This window comes from Mesorhizobium sp. BAC0120, from assembly GCF_033542235.1.
GTDB lineage: Bacteria > Pseudomonadota > Alphaproteobacteria > Rhizobiales > Rhizobiaceae > JAWRCU01.
The window spans coordinates 112637-131306 of record NZ_JAWRCU010000014.1; the positions used below are offsets into that span (position 1 = coordinate 112637).

The window sequence follows — 18670 nt, forward strand, 5'->3', positions numbered from 1 at the left end:
CAACAAATGTCTTTCCATCAAATTGTCCGGCGCGCCGCGCCGGCGCTCATCGCGCTTGTCTTGGCGGCGCCCGCCTTTGCCGGCGACGTCACTTTCGTGATGAACAACCACCATCCGAACGCAGTCGAAGTGCAGCTCTTTAGTCAGAGCCGCAACCATGTCTGGCCGGGGTCGGATGAGGTCTATATGCTCGACGATGGCGAGACCAAGACCATGTCGCTCTCTTGCCAGGACGGGGAATCGATCTGCTACGGCGCCTGGATCTCCGGTGACCAGTCGACCTTTTGGGGCGTCGGGCCGGACGGGGAGGAGACCTGCGACGATTGCTGCTACACCTGCCAGGGCGGCGAGACCGAAGAAATCAATCTGGTGCCCTGACGGGTACGCACCTCTTTTTCCCTCCGCCTGGTCGTGGCAGGGCGATAGGCATCTGTAAGGCGCGACGCCGACGACTCCCTCCCCCTTGTGGGGAGGGATACAGGGTCGGATACAGGGTGGGGGTCCGACGCGCGCCAAGCCAGGCCGGAGGTGCCGTCTGCCTGAGCTAACCTCGCAGGGTAATCGCGAGGCACCCCCACCCTGAATCCCTCCCCACAAGGGGGAGGGAGCAACAGCGTTGCGCCTTCCATATGCGATCGTCCCGCTGTTGAGGCAGGGTGACGCGCAGAGCCAACTCCGGCAAAGCCGGCGCCGCCCCTCATCCGCCCTGCGGGCACCTTCTCCCCGTGAACGTGGAGAAGGACTAAGCGCCCCTGGCCCACCCGCCTCTCCTTTCATGCCTCGGCGGGATAGGATAAGGGGCACGAACGAAAGCTCCGTCCACGCTCTTGCGACCTCACCTGCAATGAACGCCATGACCAGTGTCCGATCCGGGAAAGACTCCAGCGTGCTCGCCGAGCGGCCTCTCTTCCTGGGCATCGATACCGGCGGCACCTATACCGATGCCGTGCTCTGGTCGGAGGCAGCGGGCGTGGTCGCAAAGGCCAAGTCGCTCACCACCCGCCACGACCTCGCCATCGGCATTTCCGGGGCGGTCGACGCGGTGCTCACGAAGGCGGCGGTCGAGCCCACGGCGGTGAAGCTCGTCTCCATGTCGACGACGCTCGCCACCAACGCGCTTGTCGAGGGGCAGGGCGGCCGCGTGGCGCTCGTCATGATCGGCTTTGGCGAGGCCGATCTCAATCGCGACGGGCTCAAATCCGCGCTCGGTCACGACCCCGTCGTCTTCTGCGGCGGCGGCCATGACGTCCATGGCAACGCCGCGCCGCTCGACCTCTCTGCGCTGGAGACCGCGCTGCCCGGGCTTGCCGGCACTGTTTCCGGCTTCGCGGTCTGCGCCTATTTCGCGGTCCGCAACCCGGCTCACGAAATCGCCGCCCGCGACTTGATCCGGGACCGCACCGGCCTGCCGGTGACGGCGAGCCACGAAATCTCCGCCAAGCTCGGCGGCCCGCGCCGGGCGCTCACCACGCTGCTCAATGCGCGGCTGATCTCGATGATCGACCGGCTGATCGCCGCGACCGAAGGCTTCCTGGAAAAGCGCGGCATCTCCGCCCCGCTGATGGTGGTGCGCGGCGACGGCGCCCTTGTCTCGGCCGAATTCGCGCGCCAGCGGCCGATCGAGACGATCCTTTCCGGGCCGGCCGCCAGCCTGGTCGGCGCCCGCCACATGACCGGGCTCGACGATGCCGTCGTCTCCGACATCGGCGGCACCACCACCGACGTTGCCGTGCTCGACCGCGGCCGCCCGCGTCTCGATCCGGAAGGCGCGACCGTCGGTGGCTTCCGCACCATGGTGGAGGCGGTGGCGATGCGGACCTTCGGGCTTGGCGGCGATTCCGAAGTGGCGCTGGAAGATGGCGGGCTGATACCTCGGATCCTGCTTGGACCGCGCCGCCTCGTGCCCTTGTCGCTTGCGGCGGTCGCGCATGAGGCGATCGTGCTCGGCGAGCTGGAGCGGCAGGCGCGTGCGCCCAATCCCAGCCGCACGGACGGCCGCTTCGCCTTCCGCACCGGCGTGCCGGAACGGCTTGCCGCGGGGCTGAGCGCGGCCGAAGAGCGGCTCTATCTCCTGATCGACGAGCTGCCGCAGCCTTTGGACAAGATTCTGGCTTCAACGGCGCAGAATGCGACGCTCTCCCGCCTCGTCTCGCGCGGGCTGGTCCATGTTTCCGGCTTCACGCCGTCTGACGCCGCACATGTGCTCGGCCGGCAATCGAACTGGAACGCGGGTGCCGCGCGGCTCGGCGCGGAGCTTTTCGCGCGAAAGCGCGACGGCCGCGGCCAGGTGCTGGCGGCCTCGCCGGAGGCGCTCGCGGAGAGGGTGCTGGCGGCGCTCACCCGGCAATCGGCCGAGGTGATCCTCGAGACCGCCTTTGCGGAGGACGGGCTCGATGGCGCGGCGACGGTCGCGCATGCGCTCGTCCAGCGCGCGGTCGATGCGCATCCCGGCATCGCCCGGCTGACCGTGGCGCTTGACCGGCCGGTGATCGGGCTCGGCGCCTCGGCGTCGCTGCATTATGTTGGCCTGCCGGAGCTCGTCGGCAACCGCTGCATCGTTCCCGAGCACGCCGGAGTGGCGAATGCTCTCGGCGCCGTGGTCGGCCAGGTGCGGGTGACGGCGGAGGCCGTGGTCAGCCAGCCGAAGGAAGGGCTGTTCCGGGTCGCGGCCGGTTCAACGATTGTGGACTTCACGGAGGAGGCCGAGGCGCTCGACGCCGCGGAGCGGAGCGTCCGCGTCGCTGTCGCAGAAAGGGCGCAGGCTGCCGGCACCGACGCGGCAAATGTCGACGTCGAGCGCAGGATCAGCGCGGCGACGATCGAAGGCCAGCGCTCCTTCATCGAGGCTCGGATCGTGGCGACGGCGGCAGGCCGTCCCCGCGTTGCCTCGTAGTGTCGTGATTTCGAAGTTCGCCTCATTTGATACGGGCTCTGAGCGAACTTCGAAATCAAAACGACACTAGGAATCAACAAGTTGCTAGTGTCCCTGAGATTCTGAAATTCGCTCGGAGCTCTATATCAAACTCGTGCGAATTTCAGAATCGGGACACTAGAGCATCGGACCGGAAGGTGCCTAGCGGTTTTCGAAAATCCGACGCGTAAACAAGGAGAACGGCGCGGCGATCCAATTTGATTGCACGGTCTCCAAGCTGGCTGCCTGAGACACGGCACTTTGCCGGCTGACGGCAGTTAGGATGATTGACCCTGTTTGGCCAGCATGCCAAAGCCGCAGGAATATCGGAACAATTGGTCGGACCAGAGCCGCCGGCCTTGGGAGATTGTCGATGACCGATCGTATCGAGGCCGCCGGCCTCAAAGTGGCAGCCGAGTTGAAGGCCTTCATTGCCGAGGAGGCGCTGCCTGGCACCGGCATCGACGAGGCTCATTTCTGGCAGGCTTTTTCCGACATCGTTCACGACCTCGCGCCGAAGAACCGCGAGCTGCTAGCCAAGCGCGAAGCGCTGCAGGACAGGATCGATCATTGGCATCGCCAGAATGGCGCCCCGGCCGATCTCGCCGCCTACAAGGCGTTTCTCACCGAAATCGGCTACCTCCTGCCGGAGGGGCCCGATTTCAAGGCGACGACCGCCAATGTCGATCCGGAGATCGCCGAGATCGCCGGGCCGCAGCTCGTCGTGCCGGTGATGAACGCCCGCTATGCTCTCAACGCCGCGAACGCACGATGGGGCTCTCTCTACGATGCACTCTACGGCACGGACGCCATCCCCGAGACGGACGGCGCCGAGCGCGGCAAGGGCTACAATCCGAAGCGCGGCGCCAAGGTGATCGCCTGGGTGCGCGACTTCCTGGACGACGCGGCACCGCTCGAGGGCGCGAGTTGGCGCGAGGCGAAGAGCTTCGCCGTCGTGACGCCGCGGCTGGAAGTCACGCTGGCCGACGGCCGCAAGATCGGACTCAGGCGGCCTCAGCAGTTTGCCGGCTATCTCGGCGAGAAAGCTGCGCCCGGCCAGTTCCTCCTGAAGAACAACGGCATCCATATCGAAGTGCTGATCGATGCCAACTCCCCGATCGGCAACGACGATCCGGCGCATATCTCGGACGTTTGGCTGGAAGCCGCCATCACCACGATCCAGGATTGCGAGGATTCGGTCGCCGCGGTCGATGCCGAGGACAAGGTGGTCGTCTACCGCAACTGGCTCGGCCTCATGAAAGGCGACCTCAAGGAAGAAGTCACCAAGGCGGGCAAGATCTTCATGCGCGAGCTCAATCCCGACCTCGATTACCTTGCGCCCGACGGCTCGACCTTCGTGCTCAAATGTCGCTCCCTTATGCTTGTTCGCAATGTCGGCCACCTCATGACCAACCCGGCGGTCCTCGACCGCGACGGCAACGAGGTGCCGGAAGGTATGATGGACGCCATGGTCACGGCGCTGATCGCCCTCCATGACATCGGCGCCAACGGGCGCCGCGCCAATTCTCGCACCGGCTCGATGTATGTCGTGAAGCCGAAGATGCACGGACCGGAGGAGGTGGCCTTCGCCGTCGAAATCTTCGGCCGCGTCGAGCGGGCGCTCGGCATGGCCGAGAATACGATCAAGATCGGCATCATGGACGAGGAGCGGCGGACCACCGTAAATCTTAGGGAATGCATCCGCGCCGCCTCGGCACGTGTTGTCTTCATCAATACCGGCTTCCTCGATCGCACCGGCGACGAGATCCACACCTCGATGGAAGCCGGGCCGATGATCCGCAAGGGCGACATGAAGCAGTCGACGTGGATTTCCGCCTATGAGGCATGGAATGTCGATGTCGGCCTTGAATGCGGCCTCTCCGGCCACGCGCAGATCGGCAAGGGCATGTGGGCGATGCCGGACATGATGGCCGCCATGCTGGCCGAGAAGATCGCCCACCCGAAGGCCGGCGCGAACACCGCCTGGGTGCCTTCGCCGACCGCAGCCACGCTGCACGCGACGCATTATCACAGGGTCAATGTCCAGGAGGTGCAGGCGAAGCTGAAGAGCCGGCCGAAGGCGAAGCTCGACGATATCCTGTCGATCCCCGTGGCGGCTCGGCCCAACTGGACGCCGGAAGAAGTCCAGCGCGAGCTCGACAACAATGCCCAGGGCATACTCGGCTACGTCGTGCGCTGGATCGACCAGGGTATTGGCTGCTCGAAGGTGCCCGACATCCACGATGTCGCACTGATGGAGGACCGCGCGACGCTGCGCATCTCCTCGCAGCACATGGCGAACTGGCTGCACCACGGGGTCTGCACGGAAGTGCAGGTCATGGAGACGATGAAGCGAATGGCAGAAGTTGTCGACGTGCAGAACGAGAGCGACCCGAATTACCGGCCGATGGCGCCGGATTTTGACAATTCGATCGCCTTCAAGGCGGCCTGCGACCTCGTCTTTCTCGGCCGCGCCCAGCCGAGCGGCTATACGGAGCCGACGCTCCACCGCCGCAGGCTCGAGCTGAAGGAGCGGGGGTAAACGACGGCAGCGCAGCAGGATTTCAAGGCTTGGCGCCCCTTCGCACCCCCCTCTGTCCTGCCGGACATCTCCCCCACAAGGGGGGAGATTGGACAGCCCCATTGGTTTCGCCAATCGCCGGCGTTGCAGATTGGCGAAATCGTCTAAGACAGCCAATCTCCCCACTCGTGGGGGAGATGTCCGGCAGGACAGAGGGGGGCGCGATCGCGCACAGACATAGCCGGCCTTTCGTCCTTGATGCCGCGTGTTCTGCCGAGGGCAGCCCCACCCCATGAACCTCCTCGCCATCGACACAGCCGCCAATCTCTGCGCCGCATGCGTCTACGACGCCGATGCTGCCCGTGAGCTCGGCCGCTCGGTGCGCGACATCGGCAAAGGCCATGCCGAGGTGCTGATGGACGTCATTGGGGAAGCGCTGGCGGCGGCGGGTCTACAATTGCGCGACATGGGCGCCCTGGCGGTTGCGGTCGGTCCTGGCTCCTTCACCGGCATCCGCGTCGGCGTGTCGGTCGCACGTGGGCTGGCCCTGGCGCTCAAGGCGCCTGCCGCGGGGATCACGACGCTCGAGGCGCTCGCCTTCGAGGCGCGGCAAAAATTCGCCGGCGATTCGGTGCTTGCCGCAATCGACGGGGGCCGCGATGGCATTTACGTTGCAGCCTATGATGGCTTGGGAAAAGTGAGTTACGCACCTGTGGTGGTGGATCTGGAGACGGCGATGGGGCTCGCTCGCGCCGCAGCGGTCGTGACGGGCTCGGCGGCAAAGCGCATCGCAGAGGCTGCGGGGCTGGAAAGCCTGCAGATCGGCTCCGAAGCCCCGACGGCCGATATCGCCACATATGCCCGCCTAGCCGTCGCCAACGGGTTTAGCGGCGAGAAGCCGCGGCCGCTCTACCTGCGGGCGCCGGACGCCAAGCCGCAGACCCACCTCTCGCTGCCACGGAAGGAAAGCTGATGCGCATTCCCTTCCTTGTGCGTGCGCCGCGCGAATTCCTGATCGAGCGGCTTCAGCCTGGTTGTGGCCACGTGCTTGCCGAGCTGCACAGCGAGGATTTCGTCAGGCCGTGGACCGACGGCGAGTTCGAACAGCTGCTTGCCCAGGACACGGTGTTCGGCTTTGCCGGGCTGGAGATCGGCAAGGGCAGCGCCGGCCCGGTGGGCTTCGTGCTCGCCAGGCACGCGGCCGACGAGGCAGAGATCCTCACGATCGCGGTCGCGCGCAGTCATCGCAGGCATGGCCTCGGATGGCTGCTCATGAATTCGGTGCTGCGCGAACTCCATTCGGAGCGGGTCGAGGCGCTGTTTCTCGAAGTCGATGAGGCCAACGCCGCGGCCATTGCACTCTACCGTCGGCTGGGGTTCCGCGAGGTCGGCAAGCGTCCGCAATATTACCGGACGGCCGATAGCGGACGCTCCGGCGCCCTTGTCATGCGGCGCGATCTTCGCTAGCGACACGGCGGCCCGGCTGGAAGTCGGCGCTTTCACAAGGGATCTATGGAACGGATGATCGCGAAGATCAGGGCTGGCTTTGCCTTGGCCGTCATCGCGGTCACGGCGCTTTTCTTGGGGCTGACGCAGTATCTCGTCCTGAGGACCGGGATCACCAATCCCGCCTCCATCCCGCGCTGCTGGCACAAGATCGTCCTGTGGGCGCTCGGCATCAAGGTCACCGTGCATGGCAGCATAGCGAGCCGGCGGCCGCTGATGATCGCCTCCAACCACATCTCCTGGACGGACATCATGGTGCTCGGTTCGGTCGCCGATGTCTGCTTCATCTCCAAGCACGAGCTTGCCGGCTGGCCGATTTTCGGCTCCCTCGCGCGCCTGCAGCGCACGGTCTTCGTCGAGCGCGACAAGAAGCGCAAGTCCGGCGAGCAGGCCGGAGAGCTCGCCAGGCGGCTGGCGGCCGGCGACGCAATGGTGCTGTTTGCCGAAGGCAGCACCTCGGACGGCAACCTGATCCTGCCTTTCAAGAGCACGCTGTTCGGCGCCGCCGAGATGGCAATCCGAGCCGGCGCTTCCGACAAGGTCTTTGTCCAGCCGGCGGCGATCACCTATCTGCGCGTGCACGGCATGCCGATGGGCCGCCAGCACCGCACGCTGGCCGCCTGGATCGGCGACGCGGAGCTCGTGCCGCATCTCGGCACGCTGCTGATGGAAGGAGCGATCGACGTCGACGTCCATTTCGGCGAGCCGATCGAGTTCACTGCGGCAAGCGACCGCAAGCTTGTCACCCGTGAGATGGAGGGCAATGTGCGTCGCATGGTCGCAACCGCCTTGCGCGATGCGCGCCGGCCCCTTGTCGCCAGGTGAACCGTCGCCAAATGAACCCTCGCCAGGTGAATCGACTGTTTTCTGTCATGGAAACCCGCTAAAAGCCCGCCCATGGAATTGATCGAAACCATGGAAACCACCGGCACGGAGCGCGCGACCGCCACCGACACGGGGGCAGCCGCCCGCAAGAAGGTCTTCATCAAGACCTATGGTTGCCAGATGAATGTCTATGACTCGCAGCGCATGGGCGATGCGCTCGCCGCGAGCGGCTATGTCGCGACCGAAGAGATCGGCGAGGCCGATCTGGTGCTGCTCAACACCTGCCACATCCGCGAGAAGGCGGCCGAGAAGGTCTATTCCGAGATCGGCCGCATCCGGCAGATCAAGAAGGAACGCGCCTCTGCCGGCAGGGAAATGATGATCGGCGTCGCCGGCTGCGTTGCCCAGGCCGAAGGCCAGGAGATCATGTCGCGGGCCCCCGCCGTCGACCTCGTCGTCGGGCCGCAATCCTACCATCGCCTGCCTGACGTCGTCCGCCGCGCCCGGGGCGGCGAGAAGGTGGTCGAGACCGACTACGCCATCGAGGACAAGTTCGAGCACTTGCCTGAGCTCGACCGCGCTCAAGTGAGAAGTCGCGGCGTCACCGCCTTCCTCACCATCCAGGAGGGCTGTGACAAGTTCTGCACCTTCTGCGTTGTTCCTTATACGCGCGGCTCCGAGGTCTCCCGGCCGGTCGCGCAGATCGTCGCGGAGGCCGAGCGCCTGGCGGCCGCCGGCGTGCGGGAGGTGACGCTGCTCGGCCAGAACGTCAACGCCTGGCACGGCGAAGGGCCGGACGGCAGCGAGTGGGGGCTTGGGCGGCTGCTGTTCCGGCTGGCCGAGATCCCCGGCATCGAGCGTCTGCGCTATACCACCAGCCACCCGCGCGACATGGACGACGAGTTGATCGCCGCGCATCGTGACCTGCCGGCGCTGATGCCCTATCTTCACTTGCCTGTGCAGGCAGGTTCGGATCGCGTGCTGAAAGCCATGAACCGCCGACATACGGCTGTCGATTACCTGAAGCTGATCGAGCGCATCCGTGGCGCCCGCCCGGATATCGCCATGTCGGGCGACTTCATCGTCGGCTTTCCCGGCGAAGCCGAGGCAGATTTTCAGGACACTCTGGAGCTCGTGCGGACGGTTCGCTACGCGCAGGCCTTCTCGTTCAAATATTCGAGGCGCCCCGGCACGCCGGGCGCCGAGATGGACAACCAGGTTCCCGAGGCCGAGAAGGACGATCGCCTGCAGCGGCTGCAGGCTGTCCTTGCGGAACAACAGCGGGAATTCGCGGTTTCGCTGGTCGGCCGGGAGATCGATCTTCTGATCGAGAAACCGGGGCGCGAGAGGGGTCAGAAGGTCGGCCGCTCGCCTTGGCTGCAGCCGGTGATTGTTGATGAAAAGGCCGGCGAAATCGGTGAAATTGTGAAGGTTCGAATCACAAGGGCAGGGCATTACAGCCTGTTCGCTAGTGCAACATGATGGGGATCGGCCATTGAGGAGAGACGGTTGAGCGCCACGAGTGAACTGAAGAAGTCGCCCTCCGGGGCTTCCGATATCGCGCACATCGTCCTCACCTTCGACAACAATCGCCTTGCCAGCGCGCTCTACGGACAGTTCGACGAAAACCTGGCCCGGATCGAGCAGAAGCTTGGGGTGGATATCCGCTCGCGCGGCAACCAGCTGACGATCAAGGGCAGCGCGACTGCTGCCGAGCAGGCGCGGCGCGCGCTCGATCACCTCTACGGCATCCTGCAGAAGGGCGCCGAGCTCGGGCAGTCGGATGTCGACGGTGCGGTACGGCTGGCGATCGCGGCCGACGACCAGCTGACGCTGCCGACCTTCGAGCGCAAGGGTAAGGTCGCGGCAGCCCAGATCGCCACCAGGAAGCGCACGATCTATGCGCGCTCGCTCAATCAGGACGCCTATATGCGCGCGCTGGAGCGCTCCGAGCTGGTGTTCGGCATCGGCCCGGCGGGCACCGGCAAGACCTATCTTGCGGTCGCCCATGCGGCGATGCTGCTCGAACGCGGCATGGTCGAAAGAATCGTGCTGTCGCGCCCGGCGGTCGAGGCCGGCGAGCGGCTCGGCTTCCTGCCCGGCGACATGAAGGAGAAGGTCGATCCCTATCTGCGCCCGCTATACGACGCGCTCTACGACATGATGCCGGCTGACAAAGTCGAGCGCGCCATCGCCGCGGAGGTGATCGAGATCGCGCCGCTCGCCTTCATGCGCGGCCGCACCCTCTCTCACGCGGCGGTGATCCTGGACGAGGCGCAGAACACGACGCCGATGCAAATGAAGATGTTCCTGACCCGCCTCGGCGAGAATGCGCGCATGATCGTGACCGGCGATCCGAGCCAGATCGACCTGCCGCCGAACACCAAATCCGGCCTGATCGAGGCCTTGCGCGTGCTCGACGGCGTCGAGGGCATCGTCACTGTCAGGTTCAATGACACGGACGTCGTGCGCCATCCGCTCGTTGCGGAGATCGTCAAGGCCTATGACCGCGACGCCCGCGAGCATGCGATGGCGGAGCGCGAACTCCCCTGATTTCAGGCTCGTCCATGAAGGCGGCAAAGGCCAGGCGCGACAGCTCGGCACCGGAGAGCCTGGCCAAGGAAGCCGGCATTGCGATCGACCTCGCCGTCGAGGCCGGACAATGGCCGCCCGAGCCCGAGCTTTCGCAGCTTACGCGCCGCGCCGTGGATGCCGTGCTCGCCGAAATCAGGGCCAGTGGCGCGGCGCACAGCGAACTGAGCCTCGTCTTTACCGACGACGCACACATCCGGACACTGAACGCTGGCTGGCGCGGCAAGGACAAGCCGACCAACGTGCTGTCGTTTCCGGCCTTTCCGGGCCGACTGCATGGCCAGCTGCCGCCAATGCTCGGCGATGTCGTCCTTGCCGCCGAGACGGTGGCTTCGGAGGCGGAGGCAGAGGGGAAGCCAGTTGCCGACCATATCGCTCATCTCATTGTCCATGGCGTCCTTCACCTGATCGGTTATGATCACGAGACGGATGTCGAGGCCGAGGAAATGGAACAAATGGAGCGGCGCGTCCTTGCCGGACTGCGCATTCCCGACCCATATAAATGATCAGTAGCGACCAGAATTGGCCATGAACGAGAAATCAGTGTCCGCCCCCGGTTCGGAAACCGGTGGCGAGCAGAAATCATCCGAACAACCGGCAGAAGAACCGAGTACGAGCTCGCAGGCAGCGGCAGACAGGCCGAGCCTGTTCGAGCGGCCGAGTCTGTTCGAGCGTTTGACGAGCCTCTTCCGCCATCGCAACGGCTCGACCCTGCGCGAGGATATCGTCGATGCGCTTGCGGAGTCTTCCTCCGACGAAGCTGCCTTCTCGCCGGCCGAGCGCGCGATGCTCAACAACATCTTGCGTTTCCGGGAGGTGCGGGTCGAGGATGTTGTGGTGCCGCGCGCCGATATAGAGGCGGTCGAGATCGGCGTCACGCTGGGCGAGCTCTTGAACCTCTTCGAGCAGTCGGGACACTCCCGCATGCCGGTCTATGCCGAGACGCTCGACGACCCGCGCGGCATGGTCCACATCCGCGACGTCGTCGCCCACATAACGCGCGCTTCTCGCATCAAGCAGACAAGATCGACAGGCAAGCCGCCGGAGAACGGCATCGTCCTCAATCTCGGCCAGGTCGATCTCACCAAGACGATCGGCGAGCTCAGCCTGATCCGTGACGTGCTGTTCGTGCCGCCATCCATGCTGGCCTCCGACCTTTTGGCGCGAATGCAGGCGACGAGGACCCAGATGGCATTGGTCATCGACGAATATGGCGGCACCGACGGCCTGGTGTCGCTCGAGGACATCGTCGAGATGGTGGTCGGCGAAATCGAGGACGAGCATGACGAGGACGAGCCGCTGATCACCGAGGCCGGGGAAGGCGTCCTGGTGGTGGACGGCAAGGCCGAGATCGACCAAGTCGCCAAGACCATCGGCGACTCGTTCACGGCCGGCGAGCATGGCGAGAACGTCGATACGATCGGCGGCATGATCTTCAACACGCTCGGCCGCGTGCCCGCGCGCGGTGAGGTTGTCCACGCCGTGCCGGGTTTTGAGTTCCACGTGCTCGACGCCGATCCGCGCCGCGTGAAGCGCGTGCGCATCGTCGAGGATCCGAAGAGCCGCCGCAAGGCGGCGCGGACTACGGCCGCCGAAGGGCTTTGACATCCAAAATCCAGCAAATCGTCGGGCGCGGGCGCTGCCCCTGACCCTTCCCTCCCCCCGTGAACGACACCGTGAACAACGGGGAGAGGGGCACCAGCGTCGCGCCCCTCCTCCGCGCATGAAATGTGAGCAGAGAGCCGAATATCCGCAACGCTGAGGTCCCCCTCTCCCCGTCCTTACGGGGAGAGGGTAAGGGTCAGGGTAAGGGTGAGGGGCGGCGCCAACCCTAAAAGCAGACGGCTCCAACGCTAAAAGCGCGCATAGTAATTTGGAGCCGCCCGCCGGTGCTGCTAAGGTCCGCGGCGCCGATTCGCTTCAGACAGGCCGCCCTTGGAAAGCCTAGCCGGCAGATTCATATTGCTTTGGGGATGGCGGCGCTCGCTGGTGGCGTTCCTGGCCGGTGCGCTGGCTATACTCGCGCAGGCCCCCTACGACTTCTTCGCCGTCTGCTTCGTCTCGTTTCCAGTGCTGGTCTGGGCCTTGGACGGAGCGATCGCCGAGAGGCCCGGCCGCATGCTGCAGAGGCTGAAGCCTGCCTTTGCGGTCGGCTGGTGGTTCGGCTTCGGCTACTTCGTTGCCGGGCTCTGGTGGGTCGGCGGCGCCATGCTGGTCGAGGCGCAGGATTTCGCCTGGGCGCTGCCGGTCGCGATCATCATCCTGCCGGCGATAATGGCAACCTTCTACGGGCTCGCGGCGGCGCTGGCACGGCTCTTCTGGAGCGACGACATCGGCCGTATCGCCGCGCTCGCGGCCTCCTTCGCGCTTTTCGAATGGCTCCGGACCTTCGTCCTGACTGGCTTTCCGTGGAATCCGATCGGCTATGCGGCAATGCCGATCCCATTGCTGATGCAATCCGTCTCGGTGGTCGGAGTGCCCGGCATGAATGCGCTCGCGGTCTTCGTGTTTGCGATGCCGGCGCTGCTTGCGGGCTACCGCAACATTCTGCCCGGACTGGGGATAGCTCTCCTTCTCATTGGCGCGCATGTCGGATTCGGCTATTTCCGGCTTCGCCAGCCCGAGACGCCACCGGTGAGGCCGCTCTCGGTTCGTATCGTGCAGCCCTCGATCGATCAGTCGATGAAGATCGACAGCACATCGCAGGACGACATTTTCCGCACGCTTCTCGACCTTTCGGCTGCGCCGGTCCCCGCCGGCCGACCGAAGCCCAGCCTCATCGTCTGGCCCGAGACCTCGCTCCCGTTCCTGCTGACTGACCGGCCCGATGCGCTGGTGGCGATCGGCGAACTCCTATCCGACGGAAAGGCCTTGCTTGCCGGCAATGTGCGCGCGGAAGGCGAGCGGCACGACATCAGGCGCTACTACAACTCGGTTGTCGCCATCAACGATGCCGGCGAGATCACCGATGCCGTCGACAAGCTGCATCTCGTGCCCGGCGGCGAATACCTGCCGTTTTCCGGGCTGTTTCACCGGATCGGAATCGACCGCATCATTGCGATGCCGACGGAATTCTCGCCCGGAACGGAGCGCCATCCGATCACCGTCCCAGGTGGCCTGAAAGCAGCGACTTTCGTCTGCTACGAGATAATCTTTCCCCATGAAGTGAGCCAGGGTGCCAGCGGCGCCGACTTCATCGTCAACGTCACCAACGACGCCTGGTTCGGCGACACGCCGGGCCCCTACCAGCATTTTCGAAGCGCCCAGATCAGGGCGGTGGAGACTGGATTGCCGATCGTGCGCTCGGCTAACAACGGCATTTCCGGTGTCATCGACTCGCGTGGCCGCGTCGTCGATGCCTTCGCGCTCAACGTCCGCGGTACGCTCGATGTGACATTGAGCGTACCGTCGCCGTCACCGGCCCTGCTCGGGGATGCCGGCCGGAACGGCTTGGTGGTCGCCGGACTATTGGCGTTATTCGGAATAGGTATGAGCTTGTTGCAACGGTTAAGGAGGATTTAAGCCGCCGAAAATATAATTTCATGCTAAAATAAGAGACGCGGCCAGCCGTCGGGCAAGGAGCGGAGAAGTGCGCGCGCCGGCGTGAACCCCCAAAACAATCATAAGAATGCCGTCCCCGAACGGCGAGGAAGAAATGATAGAAAAAGAGAACAAGAAGAGGCCGAATCCGACTGACATCCATGTCGGAAGCAGGATCCGCATGCGCAGGAACATGCTTGGCATGAGCCAGGAGAAGCTGGGAGAGCATCTCGGAATAACGTTCCAGCAAATCCAGAAATACGAGAAAGGAACCAACCGGGTTGGGGCAAGCCGGTTGCAGGCCATCGCTTCGATTCTCGATGTCCCGGTCTCGTTTTTCTTTGCCGATGCTCCGGGGGTGGAGACGGCACAGCCGTCAGGCATGTCAGAAGGCAAGACCCCTTTCGTCGTTGACTTCATCAACACCGGCGAGGGCCTTCAACTCAACCGCGCCTTCGCGCGCATATCTGATCCGAAGATCCGTCGCAGGATCATCGACCTGGTGAAAGCTCTTGCTGCGGAAGACAGCGAGTAGCGACTGCCATAGCGGCGCATCGACGTCGTGACAGAAACAATTTTTTGACCTACGTCTGCAACGTCGTAGGATAGAATGTTTTTTCGCCCTTGGCCCTTCCGGTGCACGAGTCATGCTTGACGAAGCGTGCGCACGAAAGGTACAGCCACGGCGGCTTTTCAAGAGGGGACACCCGTGACGCGCCAAGATTATCTCTTCACCAGCGAATCCGTTTCCGAAGGTCATCCGGACAAGGTTTGCGACCGTATCTCGGATGAGATCGTCGATCTCGTATATCGCGAGGCAAAGAAAGCTGGAATGAATCCCTGGGACGTGCGCGTCGCCTGCGAGACGCTGGCGACCACCAACCGGGTGGTGATCGCCGGAGAGGTGCGCGTTCCGCCGACCCTTCTGAAGAAGGACAAGGACGGCAAGCCGCTGCTCGATGGAAGCGGCCATGCAGTGATCAATCCCTCGAAGTTCCGCTCAGTGGCCCGCAAGGCGATCCGCACGATCGGTTACGAGCAGGACGGCTTTCACTGGAAGAAGGCCAAGATCGACGTGCTGCTTCATGGGCAGTCTGCAGACATCGCCCAAGGGGTTGACAAGGCGCAGGATTCGAACACCGAGGGCGCCGGCGACCAGGGCATCATGTTCGGCTATGCCTGCCGCGAGACGCCTGACCTCATGCCGGCGCCGATCTACTACAGCCACAAGATCCTCGAGACCCTGTCCGAAGCGCGCCGCTCCGGCGAGGGCGAGGCCGCCAAGCTCGGCCCGGATGCCAAGAGCCAGGTGACCGTGCGCTATATCGGCGGCAAGCCGGCCGAAGTGACCCAGATCGTGCTGTCCACCCAGCATCTCGACCGGAATTGGGATTCCAAGAAGGTCCGCTCCGTGGTGGAGCCCTATATCCGCCAGGCGCTTGGCGACCTGAAGATCGCCAACAACTGCAACTGGTACATCAACCCGACCGGCAAGTTCGTGATCGGCGGCCCGGATGGCGACGCCGGCCTCACCGGCCGCAAGATCATCGTCGACACCTATGGCGGCGCGGCGCCCCATGGCGGCGGCGCCTTCTCGGGCAAGGACACCACCAAGGTCGACCGCTCCGCAGCCTATGCGGCGCGCTACCTCGCCAAGAACGTGGTCGCGGCAAAGCTGGCGGACCGCTGCACCATCCAGCTCTCCTACGCGATCGGCGTCGCGCAGCCGCTGTCGATTTATGTCGACCTGCACGGCACAGGAAAGGTGGACGAGGCGGTGCTCGAAAAGGCGCTGCGCGAGGTCATGGACCTGTCGCCGTCCGGCATTCGTCGCCATCTCGACCTGAACAAGCCGATCTACGCCAAAACCACTGCCTATGGTCACTTTGGCCGCAAGCCTGGGCGCGACGGTTCGTTCGCCTGGGAGAAGACCGATCTCGTCAAGGCGCTCAAGGACGCCGTCATGGCCCTGGCGCCGCTGAAGGATCCGGTTGCGGCCTGACCTACGATTTGCCGATGCCTGCCGAGCGGCGGAGCCGGGCGACCGAAGCCTTCTTCGGTCGCCGTCACGGCAAGACCATCCGGCCGGCGCAGGCTCGAGCGCTCGCTGAATTCCAACCGAAATACCAGATCGACATTGCCGCTTCGCCGCCTGAGCCGCTGAACGCTTTGTTTCGCGCGCCGGTCGGCGACGTGCGGCTCGAGATCGGCTTTGGCGGCGGCGAGCATCTGCTCTATCGCGCGAGGACCGAGCCCTCGACCGGCTTCATCGGCGTCGAGCCTTTCGTCAACGGCATGGCGCGCCTGATGCAGGCCCTCGGCGACATGCCTTTGGACAACCTCAGGGTCTATGGCGACGACGCAACCCGCGTCCTCGACTGGCTGCCGCCGGCCTCTATCTCCGAGATCGACCTCCTCTATCCCGACCCCTGGCCGAAGAAGCGCCACTGGAAGCGACGTTTCGTGAGCCAGGTCAATCTCGACCGCTTCGCCCGCGTGCTGAGACCCGGCGGCCTGTTCCGCTTCGCTTCCGATATCGACACCTACATCGACTGGACGCTGCTCCATTGCCGCAAGCACAACGCGTTCGAATGGCGGGCCAGTTCCGCCGACGACTGGCGCAAGCCCTATCCGGGCTGGCCCGGTACCCGCTACGAGGCAAAGGCGGTGCGCGAAGGGCGCCAGCCGGCATATTTGACGTTTCGGCGGCGGTAGCTGAAGGCTGATCTCCCGCACGGGGGGACATCGGACGGCTGATCTGGTTTCGCTTATGACGTCGGCGATTGGCGAAGCCCTAGATGACGGCCAATCTCCCCCCTTGTGGGGGAGATGTCCGGCAGGACAGAGGGGGGCAACGTAGGGCGCCATCATCGGTCCCACAGTGACACAACGAGCGCGAGCGTGCTCATGAGTGCTCTGCACCCCGCTGACAGTCGGCGCCCCGCGCGTGTGAAGGCTGATAGCGGATAGGGCCGCGGGACAGCACCCCCCTCTGTCCTGCCGGACATCTCCCTCACAAGGGGGGAGATCGGACGGCCGATTTGGTTTCGCCAATCGCCAGCTTAGCACCTGGTTGACATAGGCACCTGTCAAACGCTTACTTGGCCGGCAATTCTCGCGGGGCATCGCACACTGTCCGAGGAACTGCACAACCGGCGTTCGTCGAGCGCGAATGGGAGGACTATGATCATGCGGAAATTGCTGCCGGCGCTTGTCGGCCTTCTTGGACTTGCGGTTTCGTCGACCGTCTTCGCGGCCGACTACAAGATCATGGCTCCCGCAGCGCCCGGCGGCGGCTGGGATCAGACCGCACGTTCGATGCAGACCGCCCTGCAGGACGAAAGCATTTCCGGCAGTGTGCAGGTCACCAACGTGCCCGGCGCAGGCGGCACGATCGGGCTTGCGCAGTTCGTAAACCAGGCAAGCGGCGATCCCTCGCAGCTGATCGTCGGCGGCTATGTGATGGTCGGCGCGATTCTCACCAACGCCTCGCCGGTCACGCTCGACCAGGTGACCCCGATCGCACGGTTGACCGGCGAATATGAGGCGCTGGTCGTGCCTGCGAGCTCCGACATCAAGGACATGGCCGGCCTCGTCGAGAAGCTGAAGGCCGATCCCGGCTCCGTCTCCTGGGGCGGCGGCTCGGCGGGCGGCACCGACCACATCACCGCGGGGCTGATCGCCAAGGCGGTCGGGGTCGACCCGACCAAGGTGAACTACATCGCGTTTTCGGGCGGCGGCGAAGCGCTGGCTGCGATCCTCGGCGGCCAGGTCACCGTCGGCATCTCCGGCTACGGCGAGTTCGAATCGCAGATCAAGGCCGGCCAGCTCAGGCTGATCGGCATTTCGAGCGAGAACAAGGTCGATGGCATCGATGCGCCGACCTTCAAGGAGGGCGGTGTCGACGTGGCCATCCAGAACTGGCGCATGGTCGCAGCACCTCCCGGCCTCAGCGACGAGCAGAAGGCCGCGGTCGGCGCCGATGTAGAGAAGATGGTGAAATCAGCCAGCTGGCAGAAGATCCTCGCGGACAAGGGCTGGGCGGACACCTATCTCGCCGGTGACGAATTCCAGGCGCAGCTCAAGAAAGACATCGACTCGACCTCCGCCATCCTGAAAGAGGTCGGTCTCGTCAAATGACCGACCAGGATCGGCCCAACAACCAGCGCCGCCCTGACCGGGCAGCGCTGGCCATCGCGGCATGCCTCGGTATCGCGGCAATCGTGATTGCCTGGCAGACGGCGATCATGCCCGGCGCGGGCGGCTACTCTCGGGTCGGGCCGACGGCATTTCCTTATGCAATCGCCGGCGTGCTCACGGTGCTCGCCATTTGGACTGCAGCCGAAGCGATCCGCGGCGATTTTCCCGAGCGGGAGCAGCAGAAGATCGGTCCGCTGGTCTGGATCGTCGGCGGGCTCGCCGCGCAGATGCTGCTTCTGAAGGTCGCCGGCTTCGCGATCGCGACGGGGCTGCTGTTTGCCGCTACGGCGCGCGGCTTCGGCCGCGGCCCGTTGTGGATGACGGTGCCGCTCGGCATCGTGATCGCCTTCGTGATCTGGATCATCTTCGCCAAAGGGCTGCAGCTTTCGCTGCCGGCCGGCCCGCTCGAGCGGCTGATATGATGGGGCCTTCGGCCAAGGGAATAGGGCAATATGGCAATAGGGCAATAGGGCAATAGGGGGAGGCAAGCAGATGGCGATCGCGAAACGACTTGTGGCCGCGGACAAAGCGGACATGCGCTCGTCCCTACTGCCCTATTGCCATATTGCCCTATT

Annotated in this window: 16 protein-coding genes; all 16 read left to right on the forward strand. The window is 64.6% G+C overall.

Going from position 1 to position 18670, the window contains the following annotated elements; genetic code table 11:
- Positions 1-6 precede the first annotated feature (6 nt).
- The 16 genes from SAZ10_RS25795 (at position 7) to SAZ10_RS25870 (ending at position 18517) form a co-directional block, all read left to right on the forward strand.
- The gene (locus SAZ10_RS25795; RefSeq protein WP_318612273.1) at positions 7-378 is read left to right on the forward strand and encodes a hypothetical protein; all 372 of its coding nucleotides are present in this window, start codon (positions 7-9) and stop codon (positions 376-378) included.
- 475 nt (positions 379-853) lie between these two features.
- Entirely contained in the window at positions 854-2893 is a 2040-nt protein-coding gene (locus tag SAZ10_RS25800) for a hydantoinase/oxoprolinase family protein (RefSeq protein ID WP_318612274.1), read from the forward strand.
- Between the two features lie 391 nt (positions 2894-3284).
- The gene (locus SAZ10_RS25805; protein ID WP_318612275.1) at positions 3285-5453 is read left to right on the forward strand and encodes a malate synthase G; all 2169 of its coding nucleotides are present in this window, start codon (positions 3285-3287) and stop codon (positions 5451-5453) included.
- A gap of 271 nt (positions 5454-5724) precedes the next feature.
- Complete coding sequence (gene tsaB, locus SAZ10_RS25810; protein WP_318612277.1) at positions 5725-6405, forward strand: tRNA (adenosine(37)-N6)-threonylcarbamoyltransferase complex dimerization subunit type 1 TsaB; 681 nt, start codon at positions 5725-5727, stop codon at positions 6403-6405.
- The gene (gene rimI / locus SAZ10_RS25815; protein WP_318612278.1) at positions 6405-6899 is read left to right on the forward strand and encodes a ribosomal protein S18-alanine N-acetyltransferase; all 495 of its coding nucleotides are present in this window, start codon (positions 6405-6407) and stop codon (positions 6897-6899) included. The genes tsaB and rimI overlap by 1 nt, the downstream gene beginning before the upstream one ends.
- 54 nt (positions 6900-6953) lie before the next feature.
- Positions 6954-7763, forward strand: coding sequence for a lysophospholipid acyltransferase family protein (locus SAZ10_RS25820; RefSeq protein ID WP_412535300.1), 810 nt, complete (start codon positions 6954-6956; stop codon positions 7761-7763).
- Positions 7764-7853: 90 nt separating this feature from the next.
- Positions 7854-9245: a tRNA (N6-isopentenyl adenosine(37)-C2)-methylthiotransferase MiaB gene (miaB, locus tag SAZ10_RS25825; RefSeq protein WP_318612326.1), complete on the forward strand. Its 1392-nt coding sequence runs from the start codon at positions 7854-7856 to the stop codon at positions 9243-9245.
- Between the two features lie 27 nt (positions 9246-9272).
- A complete protein-coding gene (locus SAZ10_RS25830; protein WP_318612280.1) occupies positions 9273-10316 on the forward strand; it encodes a PhoH family protein in 1044 nt (347 codons plus the stop codon).
- Between the two features lie 14 nt (positions 10317-10330).
- The gene (ybeY, locus tag SAZ10_RS25835) at positions 10331-10861 is read left to right on the forward strand and encodes an rRNA maturation RNase YbeY (RefSeq protein WP_318612282.1); all 531 of its coding nucleotides are present in this window, start codon (positions 10331-10333) and stop codon (positions 10859-10861) included.
- 22 nt (positions 10862-10883) lie between these two features.
- Complete coding sequence (locus SAZ10_RS25840; RefSeq protein ID WP_318612283.1) at positions 10884-11960, forward strand: hemolysin family protein; 1077 nt, start codon at positions 10884-10886, stop codon at positions 11958-11960.
- 330 nt (positions 11961-12290) lie between these two features.
- Complete coding sequence (gene lnt / locus SAZ10_RS25845; protein WP_318612284.1) at positions 12291-13877, forward strand: apolipoprotein N-acyltransferase; 1587 nt, start codon at positions 12291-12293, stop codon at positions 13875-13877.
- 133 nt (positions 13878-14010) lie between these two features.
- Positions 14011-14430, forward strand: a complete 420-nt coding sequence (locus SAZ10_RS25850) for a helix-turn-helix transcriptional regulator (RefSeq protein WP_318612285.1) — start codon at positions 14011-14013, stop codon at positions 14428-14430.
- 174 nt (positions 14431-14604) lie between these two features.
- Complete coding sequence (gene metK, locus SAZ10_RS25855) at positions 14605-15897, forward strand: methionine adenosyltransferase (protein WP_318612286.1); 1293 nt, start codon at positions 14605-14607, stop codon at positions 15895-15897.
- 14 nt (positions 15898-15911) lie between these two features.
- Positions 15912-16610, forward strand: coding sequence for a tRNA (guanosine(46)-N(7))-methyltransferase TrmB (locus SAZ10_RS25860; protein ID WP_318612287.1), 699 nt, complete (start codon positions 15912-15914; stop codon positions 16608-16610).
- A 474-nt stretch (positions 16611-17084) separates the two neighbouring features.
- Positions 17085-18035: a tripartite tricarboxylate transporter substrate binding protein gene (locus tag SAZ10_RS25865; protein ID WP_318612288.1), complete on the forward strand. Its 951-nt coding sequence runs from the start codon at positions 17085-17087 to the stop codon at positions 18033-18035.
- Complete coding sequence (locus SAZ10_RS25870) at positions 18032-18517, forward strand: tripartite tricarboxylate transporter TctB family protein (protein ID WP_318612289.1); 486 nt, start codon at positions 18032-18034, stop codon at positions 18515-18517. Before SAZ10_RS25865 ends, SAZ10_RS25870 begins: the two co-directional genes overlap by 4 nt.
- Positions 18518-18670: the final 153 nt, after the last annotated feature.

Excerpts from the sequence above, each read along its gene's own strand:
- SAZ10_RS25860 (WP_318612287.1), top strand. The coding sequence starts at position 15,912 with ATGCCTGCCGAGCGGCGGAGCCGGGCGACCGAAGCCTTCTTCGGTCGC.
- rimI (WP_318612278.1), top strand. The coding sequence starts at position 6,405 with ATGCGCATTCCCTTCCTTGTGCGTGCGCCGCGCGAATTCCTGATCGAG.
- SAZ10_RS25795 (WP_318612273.1), top strand. The coding sequence starts at position 7 with ATGTCTTTCCATCAAATTGTCCGGCGCGCCGCGCCGGCGCTCATCGCG.
- SAZ10_RS25865 (WP_318612288.1), top strand. The coding sequence starts at position 17,085 with ATGCGGAAATTGCTGCCGGCGCTTGTCGGCCTTCTTGGACTTGCGGTT.
- SAZ10_RS25840 (WP_318612283.1), top strand. The coding sequence starts at position 10,884 with ATGAACGAGAAATCAGTGTCCGCCCCCGGTTCGGAAACCGGTGGCGAG.
- SAZ10_RS25870 (WP_318612289.1), top strand. The coding sequence starts at position 18,032 with ATGACCGACCAGGATCGGCCCAACAACCAGCGCCGCCCTGACCGGGCA.
- SAZ10_RS25800 (WP_318612274.1), top strand. The coding sequence starts at position 854 with ATGACCAGTGTCCGATCCGGGAAAGACTCCAGCGTGCTCGCCGAGCGG.
- SAZ10_RS25820 (WP_412535300.1), top strand. The coding sequence starts at position 6,954 with ATGATCGCGAAGATCAGGGCTGGCTTTGCCTTGGCCGTCATCGCGGTC.
- miaB (WP_318612326.1), top strand. The coding sequence starts at position 7,854 with ATGGAAACCACCGGCACGGAGCGCGCGACCGCCACCGACACGGGGGCA.
- SAZ10_RS25805 (WP_318612275.1), top strand. The coding sequence starts at position 3,285 with ATGACCGATCGTATCGAGGCCGCCGGCCTCAAAGTGGCAGCCGAGTTG.
- ybeY (WP_318612282.1), top strand. The coding sequence starts at position 10,331 with ATGAAGGCGGCAAAGGCCAGGCGCGACAGCTCGGCACCGGAGAGCCTG.
- SAZ10_RS25850 (WP_318612285.1), top strand. The coding sequence starts at position 14,011 with ATGATAGAAAAAGAGAACAAGAAGAGGCCGAATCCGACTGACATCCAT.
- tsaB (WP_318612277.1), top strand. The coding sequence starts at position 5,725 with ATGAACCTCCTCGCCATCGACACAGCCGCCAATCTCTGCGCCGCATGC.